Annotated in this window: 15 protein-coding genes; 9 read left to right on the forward strand and 6 right to left on the reverse strand. The window is 46.6% G+C overall.

All coding sequences use genetic code 11. From position 1 onward, the window contains the following. Positions 1-2 precede the first annotated feature (2 nt). Positions 3-239: a CDGSH iron-sulfur domain-containing protein gene (locus ACOIT5_RS16610; protein WP_423127279.1), complete on the reverse strand. Its 237-nt coding sequence runs from the start codon at positions 237-239 to the stop codon at positions 3-5. 37 nt (positions 240-276) lie between these two features. Then, on the reverse strand, positions 277-1107 hold the full coding sequence (locus ACOIT5_RS16615; RefSeq protein ID WP_423127280.1) for an SMP-30/gluconolactonase/LRE family protein: 831 nt from the start codon (positions 1105-1107) through the stop codon (positions 277-279). Positions 1108-1198: 91 nt separating this feature from the next. Between ACOIT5_RS16615 and ACOIT5_RS16620 the strand changes: the two genes are divergently transcribed. Continuing rightward, positions 1199-2323 carry a lactonase family protein gene (locus ACOIT5_RS16620; RefSeq protein ID WP_423127281.1) on the forward strand — a complete coding sequence of 375 codons (1125 nt, stop codon included), beginning with the start codon at positions 1199-1201 and terminating at the stop codon, positions 2321-2323. A 107-nt stretch (positions 2324-2430) separates the two neighbouring features. On the opposite strand, the gene uvrB is transcribed toward ACOIT5_RS16620, so the two are convergent. The 3 genes from uvrB to ACOIT5_RS16635 are packed head-to-tail and all read right to left on the reverse strand — an operon-like array spanning position 2431 to position 6065. Next, the gene (uvrB, locus tag ACOIT5_RS16625; protein WP_423127282.1) at positions 2431-4452 is read right to left on the reverse strand and encodes an excinuclease ABC subunit UvrB; all 2022 of its coding nucleotides are present in this window, start codon (positions 4450-4452) and stop codon (positions 2431-2433) included. Between the two features lie 9 nt (positions 4453-4461). Beyond that, a complete protein-coding gene (locus ACOIT5_RS16630; protein ID WP_423127283.1) occupies positions 4462-5454 on the reverse strand; it encodes an endonuclease/exonuclease/phosphatase family protein in 993 nt (330 codons plus the stop codon). 11 nt (positions 5455-5465) lie between these two features. Next, positions 5466-6065, reverse strand: a complete 600-nt coding sequence (locus ACOIT5_RS16635; protein WP_423127284.1) for an HAD family hydrolase — start codon at positions 6063-6065, stop codon at positions 5466-5468. Between the two features lie 755 nt (positions 6066-6820). Here ACOIT5_RS16635 and ACOIT5_RS16640 point away from each other — a divergent pair. The 6 genes from ACOIT5_RS16640 (at position 6821) to fucP (ending at position 14629) form a co-directional block, all read left to right on the forward strand. Next, positions 6821-8158 (forward strand): rhamnogalacturonidase, encoded by a 1338-nt coding sequence (locus tag ACOIT5_RS16640; protein WP_423127285.1) that lies wholly within the window; start codon positions 6821-6823, stop codon positions 8156-8158. Positions 8159-8327: 169 nt separating this feature from the next. Further along, the gene (locus ACOIT5_RS16645) at positions 8328-9539 is read left to right on the forward strand and encodes an aminopeptidase C (protein WP_423127286.1); all 1212 of its coding nucleotides are present in this window, start codon (positions 8328-8330) and stop codon (positions 9537-9539) included. A gap of 156 nt (positions 9540-9695) precedes the next feature. Next, positions 9696-10703, forward strand: a complete 1008-nt coding sequence (locus ACOIT5_RS16650; RefSeq protein ID WP_423127287.1) for a LacI family DNA-binding transcriptional regulator — start codon at positions 9696-9698, stop codon at positions 10701-10703. Between the two features lie 47 nt (positions 10704-10750). Further along, positions 10751-11908, forward strand: a complete 1158-nt coding sequence (locus ACOIT5_RS16655) for a glycoside hydrolase family 172 protein (protein WP_423127288.1) — start codon at positions 10751-10753, stop codon at positions 11906-11908. Positions 11909-11947: 39 nt separating this feature from the next. After that, positions 11948-13189, forward strand: a complete 1242-nt coding sequence (locus ACOIT5_RS16660) for a DUF6786 family protein (protein ID WP_423127289.1) — start codon at positions 11948-11950, stop codon at positions 13187-13189. A gap of 6 nt (positions 13190-13195) precedes the next feature. Then, entirely contained in the window at positions 13196-14629 is a 1434-nt protein-coding gene (gene fucP / locus ACOIT5_RS16665) for an L-fucose:H+ symporter permease (protein ID WP_423127290.1), read from the forward strand. A 12-nt stretch (positions 14630-14641) separates the two neighbouring features. On the opposite strand, the gene ACOIT5_RS16670 is transcribed toward fucP, so the two are convergent. Next, the gene (locus tag ACOIT5_RS16670) at positions 14642-15376 is read right to left on the reverse strand and encodes a FadR/GntR family transcriptional regulator (protein ID WP_423127291.1); all 735 of its coding nucleotides are present in this window, start codon (positions 15374-15376) and stop codon (positions 14642-14644) included. Between the two features lie 135 nt (positions 15377-15511). Between ACOIT5_RS16670 and ACOIT5_RS16675 the strand changes: the two genes are divergently transcribed. Together ACOIT5_RS16675 and ACOIT5_RS16680 are read left to right on the forward strand one after the other, a co-directional pair. Continuing rightward, positions 15512-18868: a SusC/RagA family TonB-linked outer membrane protein gene (locus tag ACOIT5_RS16675; RefSeq protein WP_423127292.1), complete on the forward strand. Its 3357-nt coding sequence runs from the start codon at positions 15512-15514 to the stop codon at positions 18866-18868. A 20-nt stretch (positions 18869-18888) separates the two neighbouring features. Further along, on the forward strand, positions 18889-20445 hold the full coding sequence (locus ACOIT5_RS16680) for a RagB/SusD family nutrient uptake outer membrane protein (protein WP_423127293.1): 1557 nt from the start codon (positions 18889-18891) through the stop codon (positions 20443-20445). Positions 20446-20538 lie beyond the last annotated feature (93 nt).

A 20538-nucleotide genomic window follows, 5' to 3' on the forward strand; every position in this document is an offset into this window, starting at 1 on the left:
ATTCACAACGATCGGTGGGTTCCGTCGCAAAACGGCGGATTGTCGGTTTGTTTGCACCGGCACCAGAAAACCGTTTGCTTGGTCTCGATCGTGATTTCTTTCGGGCTAAACCCGGTTCCTTTGTGCGAGCCGTCGCAGAACGGCTGATTGCTGCTTTGTCCGCAGGCGCACCACCAATAGGTACCCGGTTCCATATCCAGCATTGCCGGACTTTTTTCAGCGATTTTTCCTTTTGTCATGGTTTCACAATTTAAAGGTTTGAATTTGTGCTTGTGTTTAATAGCTTATTTGATAGGCGACAACCTGGTTGTCGAAAAAAGTTGGGACCAGCAACAAATTCAGTTCTTTTGCGAAAAACAGGTCGGCTGTGTTGATCTTCTGCTCAGTCGAATCCCACATCTTGGTCATTTTGCCATCTTCGAGGTAAAAAATACGTCCGGCCCAATTGGAAAATACAAAATTTCCTTTCCGGTCTTTTTCCAGCCCGTCAATTCCCTGGCAACCATCCTGTAAATCTTTAATTGCTTTCGTTTTGATATCGGCTACCTGAATTTTTTGCGAGCCAATATACAGCTTGTCATCCTCCGTATACAGGCCGTTTATACCGCTCAGCGGTCCGCCTTCGTGCCATACGGTAAACTGGCCCTGATGCAGCAAATGTATTTTATTGGTCCTGCTGTCGCTCACAAAAACCATCCCGCTTGTGGTAACAGCAACATCATTCAGAAAAATGGCGCCGGGAGCGGGATAACGTCTGGCAATTTTCCCCTGACGTATGTCAATTTCCACGAGTTCATCAATATCGGCGACATACAGCTTGCCTTCAAAAACAGCCATTCCCTTTGGTGCGCTCAGCCCGGTAACCCATTCCATGTTTTTTACAGTTCCATCGGTATTCAGTTGCGAAATATAACCATTCCCGTCCTTTTCCGAAGGGTTCTCATTGATATTGGCCACGTAAATCAAACCGCTTACCGCATCGTACAAAACAGATTCGGGGGTTTTCATAACCGGGCCGGTTCTCCACACTTCAACCAGTTTTTGTCCGTAACTGCAAATCGAAAAAAATGAAATTAATGCAGCAATTAATACTTTTTTTGGATTCATTTCATTTATTTTTAAGGGTTGACAATTAAGAATAAAACAAGAGAACGATCTTTTGGTTTTAATTATCTCAGCAATCTTAAACTTAATATGTATGAGTAAATTGGTTACAGCTGTTACGATGGTCCTGATTTTGTCGTGTTCGCCTTCAAAAAAAGAATACTTACTGTATGTCGGGACTTATTCGGTCGAAAACAGCGAAGGCATTTATGGCTATCATTATGAACCTTTGTCGGGGAAATTGACCTTAAAAAACACCATGCCGAATAAAAGCAATCCGTCATTTCTTGAAATCAGTCCGGATGGACGTTATTTGTATGCCGTAAGCGAAATCCACGATTTTGATCAGTTGGACAGCGGTTCGGTAACTGCCTACCGGATCGGGGAGTCCGGCGAACTGGTCAAAATTAATCAGGAAGCCACCCTGGGTAATCATCCATGTCATGTGGCGGTTTCGCCCGACGGGAAAACAGTGGTCGCATCCAATTATACCAGCGGAAGTTTGAGCATTTACGATGTGCGCAACGACGGTGGTCTAAACCCGGTAAAACAGTTGATCCGGCATACCGGCTCCGGGCCCGACAGCGCCAGGCAAAAAGGGCCGCATGCCCATTCGGCCCTGTTCACCTATGACGGCAGTACCCTGATTTCGGCCGATCTTGGCACTGACCGGATCGATCTGTACGAGTTGGCAGGCGATGGTCGTTCGTATGTTCCTGCCGGTCAGGGGCCGGTGAGCATGGCTCCCGGCGCAGGACCGCGACATTTCGATTTTTCGCCCGACGGCCGGTTTATTTATGTGATGAATGAAATGGCTTCTACGGTCACCGTACTTCATAAGGATGCGGATCACTACCACGAAATTCAAACGGTATCGAGCCTTCCGCTAAATTACAGCGAGGCCAGTTACGGGGCCGATCTTCATGTTTCCAACGATGGCCGGTTTGTTTATTGTTCCAACCGCGGACATAATTCCATTGCTGTTTTCAAGCGCGAACAGGAAAGCGGGACCATTGAGCTGATCCAACACGAAGAGGTGCAGGGTAACTGGCCCCGCAACTTTGTATTATCTCCCGACGGTGATTTTCTGCTCGTTGCCAACCAGCGCAGCCATAACATCAGTCTCTTTGCAATCAATCACGACACAGGTATGCTCAGTTTTACCGGAAAACTGACGGAAGTTCCCAGCCCGGTTTGTCTGAAGTTTTTGGTAAAATAAAGCTGAAAGTGCTGCCCGTCTTTTGCCCCTACAGGGCCGGAAAAACAGGAAGGATATATGGCCCCCAATGACTAATGCCCAATGACTTTTGCCTGACCGGCGGTGATTTAACCGGATATTTTCTTTTTCAGGATTTCCTGCAAACGGTACATTTCGTCACGCAGGCGGGCCGCTTCAATAAAATCAAGCTCTTTGGCGGCAGCTTCCATCTCTTTCCTGGTTTTGGCAATGGCTTTTTCAAGGGCCGCTGCATTCATGTACTGAACAACCGGATCGGCAGCAATGTCGGGGCGGTCGTCGCCATTTTTGTATTCCGCTGCCTTGTTGCTGCGGTATTCGTAACCGATAATCTCGCGGGTAGGTTTTACAATGGCCCTGGGCGTAATGCCATTTTCCTGGTTGAATTTCAACTGTTTTTCTCGACGGTAGTTGGTTGAATCGATGGTTCGCTGCATCGAATTCGTAATCTTATCGGCATACATGATAACCATTCCGTTCAGGTTCCGGGCGGCACGGCCTGCTGTTTGGGTCAGCGAACGTTCCGAACGCAGAAAACCTTCCTTATCGGCATCAATAATGGCCACCAGCGATACTTCCGGCAAGTCCAGTCCTTCGCGCAGCAGGTTGATGCCGACCAGGACGTCGAAAGTCCCTTTTCGCAAATCTTCCATGATTTCAATGCGTTCCATGGTGTCGATATCGGAGTGGATGTAACGCGTTTTAATTCCCATGTTGGCCAGGTATTTGCTCAGCTCTTCAGACATCCGTTTGGTGAGGGTGGTCACTAAAACCCGTTCGTTTTTTTGTACGCGCAGGTTGATCTCGTGCATCAGGTCGTCAATTTGGTTAGTCGACGGACGGACCTCAATCACCGGATCGAGCAAACCCGTTGGCCGGATGATTTGCTCAACCACGATCCCTTCCGATTTTTCCAACTCATAGTCGGCAGGTGTGGCGCTCACGAACAGCGCCTGGTGAACCATGTTCTCAAATTCCTCGAATTTGAGCGGCCGGTTATCAATGGCAGCCGGTAAACGGAAGCCATATTCCACCAGGTTAACCTTCCGCGAATGGTCGCCCCCGTACATGGCCCGTATCTGCGGTATGGTAACGTGGCTTTCGTCCAGAATAATGAGAAAATCATCCGGAAAATAATCCAGCAGGCAAAACGGGCGGGTCCCGGCTTCGCGGCCGTCGAAATAACGCGAATAGTTTTCTATTCCGGGGCAATAACCCAGTTCACGCATCATTTCGATATCGTATTCCACACGTTCTTCAATGCGCTTTGCTTCCAGTGGTTTCCCGATTTCACGGAAAAATTCAATCTGTTTTACCAGATCGTCCTGGATTTGCCGGATAGACGCCTGCATGCGTTCTTTCGTGGTGACAAAAATATTGGCCGGGTAAATGGTTGCCTGGTCCAACTTCTCGATGATTTGCCCGTCAACCGGGTCGAAGCTGAAAATCTCCTCAATTTCGTCTCCCCAGAAAACCACCCGTAAGGCCGAATCGGCATAGGCCAGAAAAATATCGATTGTGTCGCCTTTTACCCGGAAGTTTCCGCGCTGAAAATCAATCTCATTTCTCGAATACAGGGCATCAACCAGCCTGTGCAGCAGCTGATTCCGGTTGATCACCTGCCCGGTTTTCACTTCGGTAACATTGGCGTGAAAATCCTGCGGGTTACCAATACCATACAAACAGGACACTGATGACACCACGACTACGTCCCGCCGCCCCGACAGTAAGGCAGAGGTCGTGCTCAGCCGCAGCTTTTCAATATCCTGGTTGATCGATAAATCCTTTTCAATGTAGGTGTCAGTAGTGGGGATATAGGCTTCGGGTTGGTAGTAGTCGTAATACGAAACGAAGTATTCGACGGCGTTATTCGGGAAAAACTGCTTCATTTCTCCATACAGCTGGGCGGCCAGTGTTTTGTTATGGCTCAGAATTAAAGCCGGACGCTGCACCTTCTCAATTACATTGGCCATGGTAAAGGTTTTACCCGAACCGGTTACGCCCAGTAAGGTTTGAAACCGGATTCCCTGTTCAATTCCTTCAGCCAGTTGCTGAATGGCGTCGGGCTGATCGCCCATAGGCTGATACGGTGCAACGACTTTAAATTCCATTGACTACGTTTAACGGCTTAATTTCAGGTAAACCGGGAAATGATCGGAAACTCCGCCGGTGTAAGTAGACCCGCTGTAAGTCCGGTTTGGCGAAATTTCACCGTTTCGGTTTACATACAGCATCCATTCGTCCTGGTAAATATTTCCGGGAACGATGGTCACAAAACCGTTTCCATCCAGCAAAGGGTTGGTTACGATCAGGTGGTCCAGCATATTCCAGTCGCCCCGGTATTTGTACGATCCCTGGTTTTGTCCGTACAAGGGGAACATCAGGTTTGTCAGGCTTCCTCCGTCTCCCGGCGCTTTGGCCCCCAGGGTTTGCAATAAACTATGGTTGTCCGGTTCATCGTTCATGTCGCCCATAATAATAATTTTTGATGAAGGATTTTGAGCCATCAGTTCGTCCACCTTATTCTTCAAAACCTGCGCAGCAGCAATTCTTCTGGGTTCCGATTCTTCGGCGCCACCCACCCGCGACGGCCAGTGATTGACAAAAAAATGGATCTCGTCGGCGCCGAGTTTTCCATAAACATGTAAAATGTCACGGGTCCTGAAGCCGGCGTCCAGCTCGATTGCTTCCGACGAAACCAGTTTAAATTCGGCAGGGCGGTAGAGCAGGGCCACGTCAATTCCGCGCGTATCCCGGCTGTCGTGATGTACAATACGGTATTTTCCTTTCGCCATAGCCGGGGTATTGACCAGGTCCTGCAAAACAAGCAGGTTTTCAACCTCACAGAGCCCGATTACTTCGGGCAGGTCTGCCGGGTTGATGCCGGTAAGGACTTTTGCAATATCGTTCAGCTTTTTCTGATAACGTTCCGTTGTCCATTCTTTTTTGCTATCCGGCAAAAACTCGTTGTCATTTACATGCGGATCGTCGATGGTGTCGAATAAGTTTTCTACATTATAAAAGACCACAGAGGCCTGTTTCCGGTCGGCCCAGGGGGTACAGGAAACAGAAACAAGCCAGACGATGAGAAAGAAAAAGATTTTTGTATTCACGCTTTTAAAAATTATTTACCGGTTGTAACCTCGTAATATTTGGTAACATCAACCACCATCATACCAGCGGTCCGGGCAGCCTGGATTCCCAGTATGCCATCCTCAAACACCTGGCAGACAGTTGGCTCCACACCCATTAATTCGGCGCAACGCAAAAAGGTTTCGGGATGTGGTTTATAGTTTTTAACGTCTTCTGAAGCCACAATGATATCCAGGTATTGATCCAATCCGATCAATTCCAGTGACTTTTTTGCCAGCCGCCTCAATCCGCCCGTGCCAACAGCCATCGGTATTTTACCGTGGTATTTTTTAATAATCTCAACAACCGGTTCAATAGGAAGCGCCTTGTGCATGTTATTTTCATACTCCAGCTCTTTCTCATCGCCCATTTCTTTGGGGTCGATATCCTTGTTAAACAACTCGTTCAGCTTTTCAACTGTTGCGTAAAGCGGGATTCCCGCCAGTTTTTCAAATAGTTCTACCGTAAAGTCGATCCCGTATTTGGCCGAAGCATTTCGCCAGGCGATATAGTGAATCGGCATGGTATCCGAGATGGTGCCATCCAGGTCAAAAATCAAGCCCCTCGCTTTGGGGTCAATGTCTAAATTCATATGTTTCATTCTAATTTGAGCCACAAAAATAACCAATAATCCAGGAACAAGTTCATTTTTAACTTTACCAAAAAATTAACACATTTGCAAAAATCAAGAAACATGGACCGCCAGGCATTTCTGTGCCAGTATTCAGTCGCGGTTCTACTGCGAGTAGCAAGCTGCAAGGTTCAATTAAACTATGCCTTAATGGGCAAGACACCGATTACAAATCGGCGCCAGCGGGGGGCTGTAACAGCAAAGCTGCTTCCCTTATAATGGAAACCTGTTTTCCCTTATAAGGGCACACACCCTTCCACGTGTTGGAAGCCGGTCTTCCAGCCTTTAGAAGGCACCGTGGAAGGCAAGGGCGGAAAATGCAGCCAATTTCTTAACCCCCTTTAACGCGCGAATCCTTTCGCGTGACGGGATAAAAAAGTGCCTGAGTGCCAAAGTGCCAAAGTAAAACTGCGACTTTTTCAGGGATCGGTCATTGGTTATTGGATAATTGGTCATTGCAGCATGGAGCATGGAGCATGGGGCAAAGGGCTTGTAGCTTGAAACTTGAAACTTGAAACTTGGAACTTGAAACTTGGAACTTGAAACTAAAAGATCTGAGTAAACCCGCGTCTGAACACTAGTACTCAGCTTTTCTTCAAAAAAACAATTTGACAGGTCTGTTGCGTACAAATCTACCCCTTTTAATTTCAGTTAAAACCGATTTTTGTTCTTCTAAAATGGACTTATAACAGAACGAAACCAATTAGCAGTTTGATATGAAAAAGTTGACGACAATTTTGGGTATAATCAGCCTGTTTTTTCAGATGATGTCGTGCCGTACGGCTGAAAAAAGGCAGGTGGAATATTTCCCGGACGGAACTGAAATTCCGGCCTGGTTCAGCAATACAGATAAGGTTGATCCCGATACGCTGGGTGTGCAACTCGCTGTAACCGGCTATGGGGCGGTAGGCGACGGGCAGACACTGAATACCGAAGCCATACAGCGGGCAATCGACGACGCAGCCAGCCAGGGCGGAGGAGTTATTATTATCCCGGAAGGGCGTTTTTTAACCGGCGCATTGTTTTTTAAGCCCGGAACACATTTGCATGTACAGGAAGGCGGGGTTTTGCTGGGATCGGATGATATTGCAAATTTTCACTTGATGCCGTCGCGGATGGAAGGACAGAGCATTGATTATTTTCCGGCGGTGGTAAATGCTTATGGGGTCGACGGTTTTACCATTTCGGGAAAAGGGACTATCGACGGAAACGGCTTGAAATACTGGGAGGCTTTTTGGCAACGGAGGGCCGAGAATCCGCAATGTACCAACCTGGAAGTATCCCGTCCCCGGCTCATTTTCATCCAAAACAGTAATCATGTTCAGTTGCAGGATGTGAAGCTGCTGAATTCCGGGTTCTGGACCACCCATCTGTATAAATGTAATCAGGTGAAACTGCTTGATTTGCATATCTTTTCTCCGGCTGAGCCGGTGAAGGCTCCAAGCACCGATGCCATTGATCTGGACGCTTGCACTGACGTATTGGTTGACGGTTGTTACCTGTCGGTAAATGATGATGCCATTGCCTTAAAGGGAGGGAAGGGGCCGTGGGCGGATACCGATCCGACTAATGGGCCGAATATCAATATCATCATACAAAATTGTGAATTTGGTTTTTGTCATTCGGCAGTCACCTGCGGCAGCGAATCGATCCACGATCGCAACATCATTGTCCGGAATTGTTCGGTTGATGGTCCTTCCCGGGTCTTGTGGCTGAAGATGAGGCCTGATACGCCGCAGCATTACGAATACATCCTGGTTGAAAATATCACCGGTCAGGCTCAGCGTTTGATTTATGCCAAACCGTGGCGCCAGTTTTTCGATTTGCAGGGACGCGAAAGCATGCCTTTATCACAGTCAGAACAGGTGGTGTTCCGGAATATTGATCTGAACTGTCAGATTTTTGCCGATCTGGACGTTTCTGAAGACGACATCCTGAAAAATTTCACCTTCGAAAATGTAAACATCGTGGCCGAAAACGGGGAATTGCGAAAAGACCTTTTTGACGGACTGACCCTGATCAACCTGACCGTGAACGGAGAAAAAATCAATTAAACCGGAATCCGGGTGTAATCTTATTGACTTTTGAATACCCATACTGGAAACTGATCAGGAATATGTTGTACAGATTAATTCCAGCTTAGTTTTCTGTTAAAATCAGGCGCGTCCTGTTAATAAAATATGATTATCTTGGACGCCCGAAGGGAATATTAATAAAGGGAAGATGAAGAATTTTGGAAAAGTTGCACTGTTTACAGTGTTTGCCGTGTTATTAAACACGTTTGTATTTGCACAGAATGAAGCTGTTCAGGCCGAAGAAGGCTTTCAGTTTACCGACATCAATGTGTTGCCGGTGACATCCGTTAAAGATCAGTACCGGTCGGGAACTTGCTGGTCGTTTTCGGGCCTCAGCTTTTTGGAAGCGGAAATGCTGAGGTTGGGTAAACCCGAAGTGGATTTATCGGAAATGTTTATCGTGTGGCACACCTATGATGAAAAGGCCATTAAAACAGTTCGTTTGCATGGCAAGCTGAATTTCTCAGCAGGTGGCGCTTTTCACGATGTAACCAACATGATCAGAAAATACGGGATTGTGCCCGAATCGGCTTATGCCGGATTAAATTACGGCGAAGAAAAACATGTACACGGCGAGATGGATCGTGTGCTCGAAGAACAGGTGAAAGCCATTGTTGAAAACCGGAATAAGAAACTGAGTTCTTCCTGGGAAACGGTGATTCGCAGGACCCTGGATTCATATTTAGGAAAGCTTCCTGAAAAATTCACCTATGCAGGGAAGGAATATACGCCCGTCAGCTTTGCCCGCGATTATGTCGGCCTGAATATGGACGATTACGTAGAAGTCAGTTCCTATACACATCATCCGTTTTATACCAAATTTATTATTGAAGTGCCCGATAACTGGATGTGGGATGAAGTTTACAATGTTCCGATGGACGAACTGGAGGAAATTATTGACTTTTCGGTAGCGAGCGGTTATACCGTTGCCTGGGCTGCCGATGTCAGCGAAAAAGGGTTCAGCACATCCAAACATGGCGTGGCTGTTGTTCCCGAGCTTGATAAAACTGAAATGTCTGATGCCGAGATAACAAAGTGGGAAAAACTTTCGGAAAAAGAGAAAGAAGAACAGCTCTACTCCCTGAATAAGCCGGGTAAAGAAAAACTGATTACCCAGGAAATGAGGCAGATTGATTTTGATAATTATCAAACCACCGACGATCACGGAATGCTGATTTTCGGCACGGCAAAAGATCAGAACGGTAACCTGTATTATAAGGTGAAAAACTCGTGGGGCGATTACAACGATTACGGAGGTAATTTTTATGCGTCAAAACCCTACGTGAAATACAAAACCATGAGTATTATGGTCCATAAAGACGCCATCCCGAAACACATCCGGAAAAAACTGGGTTTTTAGACAAAAAAATAAATTTGGAGTCACAAAAGGCTGTTGCGAATATTTCGGACAGCCTTTTGTTGTTTTACGCCGAATCATCTTCTGCTGTAAAACAGCAGTCATTTTTAAATTGATTAAACGATTAAGCATATATTTATTGGCACAATTAAACCGGAGATGTCAAAAAAAGTATCATTAAAAGATATTGCCAACAAGGTCGGTGTGTCAACAGCGGCGGTGTCGTATGTTTTAAATGGTCTGGAGAAGGAAAAACGCGTTGGGGCAGATGTTGTCAGGCAGATTAAACAGGCGGCCAGCGAATTGAATTATAAGCCGAACCAGATTGCCCGGAGTTTACGAAAAGGGGCTACCAGTACGATTGGATTGATTGTAGCCGATATTGCCAACCCGTTTTTTGGGCATTTGGCACGAATCATTGAAGACGAAGCCATTAGGTTCAATTATACCGTCATTTTTGGAAGTTCGGATGAGAGTTGTTCTAAATCAGACTCTTTGCTCGATACCTTTTTAAACCGGCAGGTCGATGGTCTGATCATGGTACCGTCGGAAGGATGTGATGAACAGGTAAAATCACTTCGGCAGAAGAACATACCGCTTGTTTTGATCGATCGCTTCATCCGGGAATTGGAAACAAATTATGTGATACTGGATAACTTTAATGCCGTTGGCGATTCGGTTACACACCTGGTGTCCAAAGGCCATAAACGCATTCGCCTGATTGTTTACCGGAGTTCGTTGGTGCATATGGAGGAACGCATAAGGGGCTATGTCCGGTCGATGACCGATCATGGACTGGAAGATTTTATCTGCGTCGAAGAAGTGAGCTATCATTCGATGAACGACGAGATGGAAGGTGTTATTCGGCGAGTTTCTCTGGAAAATGAAACAGATGCCTTAATTTTTGCCACCAATGCCTTATCGCTGGCGGGTTTGTATGCACTGAAAAAATATAAGGTTAAAGTGCCTGATGATTTGGCCATTGTTGGATTCGATGGCAATGAGGCGTTCGATTTTTTTGATCCTCCGGTTACCTATATTCAGCAGCCCCTGGAAGAAATGGGGCAACAGGCTGTTCGGGTTCTTGTGAATCAAATGAAAGGCGCCGGCGAAGCCGTAAAGCTGATATTAAAACATCAGTTGGTCCTCCGCACATCGTGTGGCTGAATTTTTTGAGTAAAATGAATAACCAATTAAACTAAAATAAATACATCATGAAAAGATTCGGATTTTTAGTGATCATCTGCTTCATGGCATTTGACGTTTTCTCACAGCCGGGCTTCAACGGGCTGGAATTGAATATGGGTAATTTATACCGGCTTTCGAATGCCGAAACACGCTCCATCAGCCCTGAAAATTTTGCAGGTGAAAAAGGGAAGGGGGGTATGGCGAAGATCGAAGACAAAGATCAGCGCAATGTTGCCAATGCCTCTCATGCTGCCCGTGATCTGGGGCAGGGCTGGAAAGTGAACCCCTTCATTATCATTAAACCGGGTGAGACTTATACATTGGCCGAGATTGACGGCCCCGGAGCCATCCAGCACATTTGGATGACCCCTACCGGAAACTGGAAATTTTCCATTATCAGATTCTACTGGGACGATGAGAAAGAACCGTCCGTGGAGTGTCCGGTTGGCGATTTCTTTGCGATGGGCTGGAATGTGTATGCGCCCCTGAGTTCGCTGGCGGTTTGTGTCAACCCGGGAAGCGCTTTTAACTGTTACTGGCCCATGCCGTTTAGGAAGAAATGCCGGATTACCATGGAAAATATTAACGATCAGGATGAAATGCGCCTGTACTACCAGGTTGATTATACGCTTACTGATGTGCCGAACGATGCCGCTTATTTTCATGCCCAATACCGGCGGGCAAACCCGAATGTTACCTCCGATTATACGATTGTTGACAACCTGAAGGGACAAGGCCATTTTGTAGGCGTTTACATGGCCTGGGGCGTCAATAACAATGGCTGGTGGGGCGAAGGCGAAATCAAGTTTTTTATCGACGGCGATAAACAATTCCCAACGATTTGCGGTACCGGCACCGAGGATTATTTCTGTGGTTCCTACAATTTCGACCGGGACGGTCAATATAAAGAATTTTGTACCCCTTATGCAGGTCTTCACCAGGTCATCAGGCCCGACGGAACCTATAAGTCGCAACAGCGTTTCGGCTTATACCGCTGGCACATCCTCGATCCGGTCCGGTTTAAAAAAGATTTGAGAATTACCATTCAGGATTTGGGCTGGCGTCACGGGGGAAGGTACCTGCCGCAGAAATCGGATATCTCGTCGGTCGCATTCTGGTATCAGACAGAGCCCCATGCGAAATTTCCCAAATTACCGTCGTGGGAAGAACTGGAGGTTAATTAACGAAGACAAGTTCGGATGAGCCACAATAAACTCAACAGGATGAACCTTTCTGCTTTCCTTATGCTGCTGGTTTTGGCGCTTGCCTGCACGCCTGGAGGCAAAAAATCACCCAAAGCGGAAGAAAATCAGGACGAATACCTTCCGGGCACCTATGGTTACGATCTTGCATTTTTCGAAACACATCAGATCGAAACCATTGAACTGAAAGATGAGCAGGCAAAAGCCAGCCTATTGCTAATACCTGAGTACCAGGGACGGGTAATGACTTCGTCGGCAAACGGAAAAGAAGGCGCCAGTTTCGGCTGGATTAATTATGACTTGATTCGCTCCGGCGTCCAAAGCAGGCAGTTTAACCCGGTGGGCGGTGAAGAACGGTTTTGGATCGGCCCGGAAGGAGGCCCGTTTTCAATCTATTTTAAAGAAGGGGAGGAACAGGTATTTAAAAACTGGCGTGTTCCTCCGGTGCTCGATACCGAACCCTTTGCCGTGACGGAACTCGATTCCCGGCATGTTGTTTTTGAGAAGAATACTTTGCTTAAGAATGCCTCGGGCACTGGGTTTCACCTTAACATTACCCGGAAAGTATCGCTTATCGGCAGGGACGAATTATCGGCGGTATTTCGTGTCTACCTGCCCGAAAAAGATCTTGATCTTGTTGCTTATCAGACCGATAATACCATCACAAATACGGGGAATAATCCGTGGGTAAAAGAAAACGGTTTGCTGTCGGTCTGGTTGTTGTGTATGTTCAATCCTTCTCCGTCCACTACGGTTTTTATTCCTTATAATGAAGCGGGCAACGGAGTGATTGTGAATGATGAATATTTCGGAAAAGTTCCTTCAGACCGGTTGATTGTTGAAAAGGGAACCGTTTATTTTAAGATCGACGGTAATTACCGGAGTAAAATCGGTTTGCCGCCGGGAAGAGCCAAAGAATTATGCGGAAGTTACGATTCGGAGAAAAACATTCTTACGCTGCTCTGGTGTACATTGCCCGAAGAACCAGGGGAGTACGTAAATTCAAACTGGGGCAGGCAGGATGATCCCTACGCCGGCGATGTGATCAATTCGTATAACGACGGGCCGGTGGACGACGGATCGGTTATGGGGCCATTTTATGAGATAGAAACATCCTCGCCGGCGGCAGCGCTGTCGCCGGGCGAGTCGCTGACGCACAGCCAGCGGCTTGTACACATTCAGGGCGAAAAAGCACAACTGGCCCGAGTGGTGAGCAGCTTGTTTAAGCTGGATCTTTCAGAGATTGAGTCCAAATTCAAATAGTCTTTTATGGAAAAGAAACCCATTATACCCAAAGGAATTGTTCTGGCCTTCATTTTGCTGACTTCGCTGTTCTTTGCCTGGGCCTTGCCCAATAACCTGACCGATACGATGCTGGCGGCATTTAAACGGATTATGAGCCTCTCCGATTCCAAAACTGCCTGGATTCAGGTTGCCTGTTACCTGTTTGGTTACGGTTGTTTTGCTATTCCGGCTGCTTTATTTATCAAACGTTTCACATACAAAGCGGGGGTAATGCTGGGACTGGGCATGTATGCGCTGGGCACATTCCTGTTTTATCCCGCGATGCTGATTGCCGGCTGGAATATCAACATCAGTTTTTTGATGTTTTTGCTGGCGATCCTGGTTCTTTTTGCCGGACTTTCCATTCTTGAAACTTCAGCCAACTCATATGTTTGTGCAATCGGGCCCGAAGAGACGGCCACGCAGCGGTTAAACTTTGCCCAATCGTTTAACCCGTTTGGAGCGATAACCGGAGTGGTCGTTAGTCAGGTTTTTATCCTTTCGCAGTTAAATACCATGAGCGCAGCCGACCGGGCAGCCCTTCCGGCAGAAGAGTTAATCAAAATACAGGGGGCCGAGCTAAATGCCGTCACCATGGCCTATATAGCTGTAGGTGTCGTCATTGTTGGCCTGCTTATCGCGATTTATTTTACCCGGATGCCCAAACTGAGGGAGGATGATAAAAATCTTGATTTTAAAGGCACACTCAAGCGGCTGAAAAAGAATAAGAATTATGTGTGGGGTGTAGTCGCCCAGTTCTTTTATGTGGGCGCTCAAATAGCTGTGTGGTCGTTTATCATCCGGTACGTCATGCAGCAACTGCAGCTTGAAGATGTGGTCGCCCGTTTGGGAAAAGACGCCTCATCCGGCGAAATTATTATCGGTTTGCGTAATCTCGAACCATTGGCCGCAGGTTTTTATAATTTGTTTGAATGGATGGGACTCGATGCCTTACTTCCCCGGACACCGGAGCAGGCGGGAGCTACTTATTATATCATCTCCCTGATTCTGTTTGTCATGGTTCGTTTTATCAGTACGGGCCTGATGAAATTTATCAAACCGCGCCTGTTGCTGACCGGCCTCGCGCTGGTTGCAGTTGTTTGCAGCCTGGTGGTTATTTATGCCAGCGGCTGGATCGGGGTTTATGCGTTGATCGGAATTTCAGGCTGTATGTCGCTGATGTTTCCCACGATCTACGGATTGGGAATTGCCGGTTTGGGCAACGACACAAAAATGGGAGGGGCCGGAATGGTAATGGCCATTGCCGGGGCAGCTGTTCTCACTCAGATACAGGGAATTGTTTCCGATCAGTCAGGAAGCATCAAACTGGCTTATTGGGTTCCGGCTATGGCCTTCCTCGTTATTGCCTATTACGGGGGCATTATTTGCCGGAATCAACAGCGCTTCGCGAAAGCGTAAAACAATTCTGCCTTATTCGGTTTGTCTGGTCCCGTGCTGCTCAAGGGTCAGTATCCGTTGAAAATGGTTCTCCAGGTGTTTTCTCATGGCTACACGGAATTCATCAGGAGAACCGTTTTTTAAGATGTTGACAATCCCTTTGTGAGAAACATACCTTTTATTGCTAACATTTTTGTGTATCAATCCACTGTCGTATACATAGTTAAATACGGGTAGCAACAGTTTCTGAAAATTCTTCAGCGTCTTGTTCCCGGTGATTTCGTACAGCTTGCCATGAAAGGTAATCTCGTGGCTGATATCAAAAAGAATATCTTCGCTGAATTCAGGCTCCTGATCAACAATTTCCTCCAATTCTTTGATGTCGTTGGCTTTAATGTGCCTGAAAATCAAATCTCCCATGCCGATTTCGAGGACGAGCCGGAGTTCAAAGATATCCTTCAGCGTGCTGTTGTCGAGGATGTGGGGAATCATCGATTTTTCGAGGAGTGAAGAGATATCCGGACTGGTGATCACTGTTCCGATGTGTTTTTTGGATTCGATCATTCCCATCGTTTTTAAACGGTTCAACGATTCCCGGATGACGGTACGGCTGACACCCATCGCGTTGGCCAATTCTATTTCCTTCGGAATGACATCGCCGGGTTGCAGGGCTTTTCGTTTAAAAAAATCTACCAAATTCATTTCCACTTTATCAACTAAACTCCTTGTGTCAATAGCGGTTAACAGGGTTTTATCGTCTTGGCTCATAAAATGTGTTTTATAATATGTAGGACATAAGACGCAAATTTCGGAAAAATGTTTGGAATAAAAAATACAATTTCTATTTTTGTTGCGTATTATGTAGTACATAAGACAAAAATATAAAATGAAAAACTAAAACCAATGGGAAAAATGAAAGAAAAAACGCTGTTAATCAGTTTATTGTTGCTGCTGTCGCTGATGAGTAGCTACACCTTTGCCCAGCATCGTATCACCGGGTGTATTACTGAGGCCGACAGTGGCGAGCCATTACCGGGCACTACCGTGGTGGTTTCGGGGACCACAACCGGGACGATCAGTGATTTTGACGGGAATTATTCATTAACTGTTCCGGCAGGAACGACACAATTGGAATTTTCGATGGTCGGGTTTGAACATCAGGTGGTGAGGATAGGCGACTCGGATGTCATTCATGTCGCCATGAAAACCTTGACAACCGCAATTGATGAAGTCGTTGTTTTGGCCTACGGCGGTCAACAGGTCCGCTCGAAGGTAACGAACTCCATTTCTAAAGTAAAGGAAGAGGCTCTGTCTATTGGGTTACATTCGAATCCGGCACAGGCGCTTTCGGGTGCAGTGGCGGGACTAGTGGTACAACAAACGTCGGGTAACCCGGGAGCCACACCTACGCTCATTCTTCGCGGTGGCACCAACCTCAACGGAACCGGTTCTCCGTTGGTGATTGTTGACGGGCAAATCCGCACGATGAGCGATATTAACCCCAACGATATTGAATCGATGGAGGTGATGAAGGATGCAGGTGCAACGGCTATTTACGGTGCCCGCGCCAATAATGGCGTTATCCTCATTACCACCAAAAAAGGAAAGACAGGAGCCGGCAAAATCGAATTTTCGGCAAAAGTGGGCTTGAACTACTATAACGAAGGGATTTATGATTTTTTGGGAGCAGAAGACTACCTGACTTATATGCGTACCGCCTATTGGCGTTCCTCAAATATCTACCAGACTAAAGCCGGAAACTGGACGGGTACAACCAACCTGAACAGTTTGTCGGCCGCCCAGCCTTACGGTACCGGCAACCGATACTTCGACGCCGAAGGAAATGTTCTTGACGGGAACAAGAATTCAGCCGCAGTGTGGAGCCCAATGGTCTATACGGATGATCTGGCTTTCTTGCTCAATAAAGGATGGCGAAAAATGACTGATCCATTGGCGGCCTACAGCTCTGCTTATGATCAGGAGATTATTTTCAAAGAGTTTCATCTTTCCGATGTTAACCTGCGCGACCCATCCATGTCTCAGGATTATAATATCAATTTTAGCGGAGGGAACGATAACGGACATTATTATGCCGGTTTAGGTTACAACTACAGCAATGGTACTGCTATTGAGAACTGGTATCAGCGGATTACCTTTTTGTTTAATGCCGATTATAAAATACGCGACTGGTTAACCTCCTATTCATCATTTAATTTTGCCGATGCCAAATGGCGCGATTTGCCCGAAACGGCCACTTCGGAACAGAACTATTTCTCAAGGATTTTCTCCTTGCCTCCAACATTCCGGGGCACCAACGAAAATGGCGAATGGCTGATTGGTACCCGTGGCACGGAAGATGCCAATCAGAAAATTAATGCCGATAAATTTTATCGCAGCAAGAATACCGATAAGTTTACCTTAAATCAATCGTTTAAAATAGATTTGATAAAAGGGCTTTATTTTAAAGTTGCGGCCAACTGGTACTTCAACGAAGCCAAATATGAGTCGTTTAATAAAGATTATATGACTAATGTGGGGCCAAGGTACAACACTACACGGAATTCCTCCGCGCAGTTCGACCGTACTTTAGACCAAACGTACAATGGAATTCTGAATTACGATCTTACCGTGAAAGATCTTCATAACATAGCGGTCATGGGCGGTTTTGAATATTACGATTCTTACAACAAAGGTTTTTACGCGGGTGGATACGGAGCCCCGACCGATGATTTTATGGATTTACAGTACACCTCGACGGATGAGGGGGCCCGTACAATCGACTCGTGGCACAGTCGCCAGCGTATTATGTCGTTCTTTGGCAGGCTCAATTATGATTATGACGGCAAATATTTGCTTTCGGGCGTTCTCCGTCATGATGGTTATTCAAAACTCGCTTCCGATAACCGTTGGGGGACTTTCCCCGGCATATCGGTGGGTTGGGTGATGAGCAAAGAGGAGTTTATGGAGCAGTTCAGCGATCTGATCTCTTTTGCCAAACTGCGTTCAAGTTATGGGTTAAACGGCAACGTGTCCGGTATCGGAAACTATTACGTGCAGGGCGCTTATACCAGTAATAAATATGCCGGTGAAACAGGGTTCCTGATTAGTTCCCTGCCAAACCCCGGATTGAAATGGGAACGTTCGAGAACTGCTGAGCTGGGTTTGGATTTAGGTTTCATAAAAAATCGCTATAACCTGAGTTTAACCTACTATGATCGTCTTACAAAAGATAAATTTGCTGATATCACCCTTCCTTCTCATTCAGGGATCTCCACTTACCGTTCAAATAATGGTGAAATCAAAAATCAAGGGATAGAAATAGAAGCCGGGGCCCGACTGCTAAACAGGAAGGATTGGAAGTGGAGTGTTAATGCAAATGCTGCGCGTAATAAAAACGAAATTGTTTCACTTCCTTACAACGGGTTGGAGAATAATCGACAGAATGCTTTCCAGGTTTATGATCGCGACGGCAACTTAACCTGGGTAGGCGGCTACCAGGAGGGAAAGCGTCCTGGCGATGTTTATGCTTTCAAAGCGTTGGGTATTTATGCGAATGCCAGTGAAATCCCGGCAAACTGGCTTGATAAATCAACCGGGAACAATGGCTCCAACAACCGCTTCCTTTACGGAACAAGTTCATGGGATGCTGTTTATGAGGCCGGCACACAGGGAACAGGCCTTCCTGTTCAACCCGGCGATGTTAAATTCCTGGATGTGAACGGAGACGATGTGCTTGATAACTTCGATCTGGTAAAAATTGGAAATACCATGCCCACCTGGACCGGTGGTCTTTCAACCAGCCTGAGCTGGAAAAACCTCACCTTAAATGTCCGTACCGACTTTGCTTTAGGGCACGTGGTTACCGATACCCGCTTCCCCTGGATTATGGGCAACATGCAGGGAACCTATAATACGATCGAAAAGGTGAAGAACACCTGGTCGGAGAGTAATCCCAACGGAAAATATCCTGTTTATGTATGGGCCGACCAGTTAGGCAAACGCAATTACGCCCGTAACTCGTCAATGTTCATTTACGACGGAGATTACCTTGCTTTCCGCGAGATAAGCCTTTCGTACCGTTTGCCGGCAAATCTTGTTAAAAAGATGAATATGGAAGGTTTGGAATTTTCAGTGACAGGTCAGAATCTGGGTTACTGGACGGCGGCTAAGAATATTTATTCGCCTGAATACGGCGCTGACGGATGGGGAGGATATTCCCTGCCGCGCACCATTATTTTCGGCGCAAACTTTACGTTTTAATCAGAAAACACGAGATTATTATGAAAAAAATACTTTATAGTTTGATGGTGATTGTAGCAGCAGTTTCCTTTTCCGGCTGCGATGATACACTCGATTTGGGCCCGATTGATTACTACGGTTCCGGTAACTTCTGGAATAATGAATCCCAGGTGGAAAGTTTTATGGTGGGCCTCCACCAGGATTTGAGGTCGATGTACCAAATGTTTTACTACCTGGGCGAAGCCCGCGGAGGAACATTGAGACTGGGAACTTCGTCCATGGGAACGTCTATGGATAATGAAGCGCCTATCAAAGCAAACACGTTTACGGCAACCAGCACCGGAATTTCAAACTGGTACGGTATTTATGCCAAATTACTGCAAGTCAATCACTTTATTCAAAGTGTGGAAGATGGGGCCGAATTTTTAACGGCCGATAAAAAAGGTTATTACCTGGGGCAGGCCTATGGTTTAAGGTCGCTGTACTATTTTATGCTGTACCGGACATACGGCGGGGTTCCGCTCGAATTAACGGTGAAGGTGTTGGGAGGCGTTATTCAGGCTGAGAACCTGTACCTGGCCCGTTCTACCGCAGCCGAAACGCTGGACCAGATAAAAGCCGATATCAACAAATCGGAGAGTTCTTTTGGAAACAGCACGGCAGTAGCCGGCAAATACTTATGGTCTCCTTATGCCACGGCCATGTTGAAAGCCCATATTTATTTATGGTCGGCCAAAGTAACCACCGGTAATCATACCGCAACCGGCGCAGCCGATTTGCAGACAGCCAAAACTGCATTACAGAAAGTAATGGGCGGCAATTTCTCGCTTATGACCGATTTTTCAAAAATTTTTACTCAAAAGGCGAATAGTGAAGTGATTTTTGCACTGTATTTCGACCGGGAAGAATCAACCAACTGGGGGCACAATTTCCTCTATCAGCCTAACGATTTGTTGGCAAGTGCTACCGATACCGACGGTAACCCGTTCACATCCGATCCGCTGAACCTGGTCAATGGAGGCGTCATGCGCCATGAGTATAAAGAGTCGTTTGTGAAAAGTTTCGATCCGACTGACACCCGCCGCAGCGGTACATTCTTTGAATACATCCGGGCAGTGCACGGCGCAGCGATGAAAAAACTTATTGGCAATTACTCAACAACACTGGGAACCCGGGCCTATGATTCCGATATCGTGATCTTCAGGTATGCTGATGCCATCCTGATGTTGGCTGAAATTGAAAATGGCTTAGGCGGCGATCCTGCAGCATACATCAACCAGATTCGTGCCAGGGCCTATGGCAGCGAATACCCGGTATACACTGGCGGAACGTTTGAAGAGAACGAAAAAGCGATTCTGAAAGAACGCGACAAGGAGTTCGTGAACGAAGGTTCGCGTTGGTTCGATCTGATCAGGATGCAGGATGCCGGTAAAAAATCGCTGGTGTTTACCGCCGATGCAAATTATGCGGGCGTTTACGGAGAAGGCCCGGCGCCGGTTCTGACATCGGATAAGGCGTATATGATTTTGTGGCCGATCGATGTCAATGTATTAAACGGTGATCCGCTTCTGGAGCAAAACCCGGGTTATAATAATTAAACAGCAAATCAATTTGATCAGTTTTTGAAATACATGGAGGACTTCCAGAACAGCTCCTCCATGTATTCAATTAAATATTTTTTTGCAGGAACT

The organism is Gaoshiqia hydrogeniformans (assembly GCF_049347105.1).
Classification (GTDB): Bacteria; Bacteroidota; Bacteroidia; order Bacteroidales; family Prolixibacteraceae; genus Gaoshiqia; species Gaoshiqia hydrogeniformans.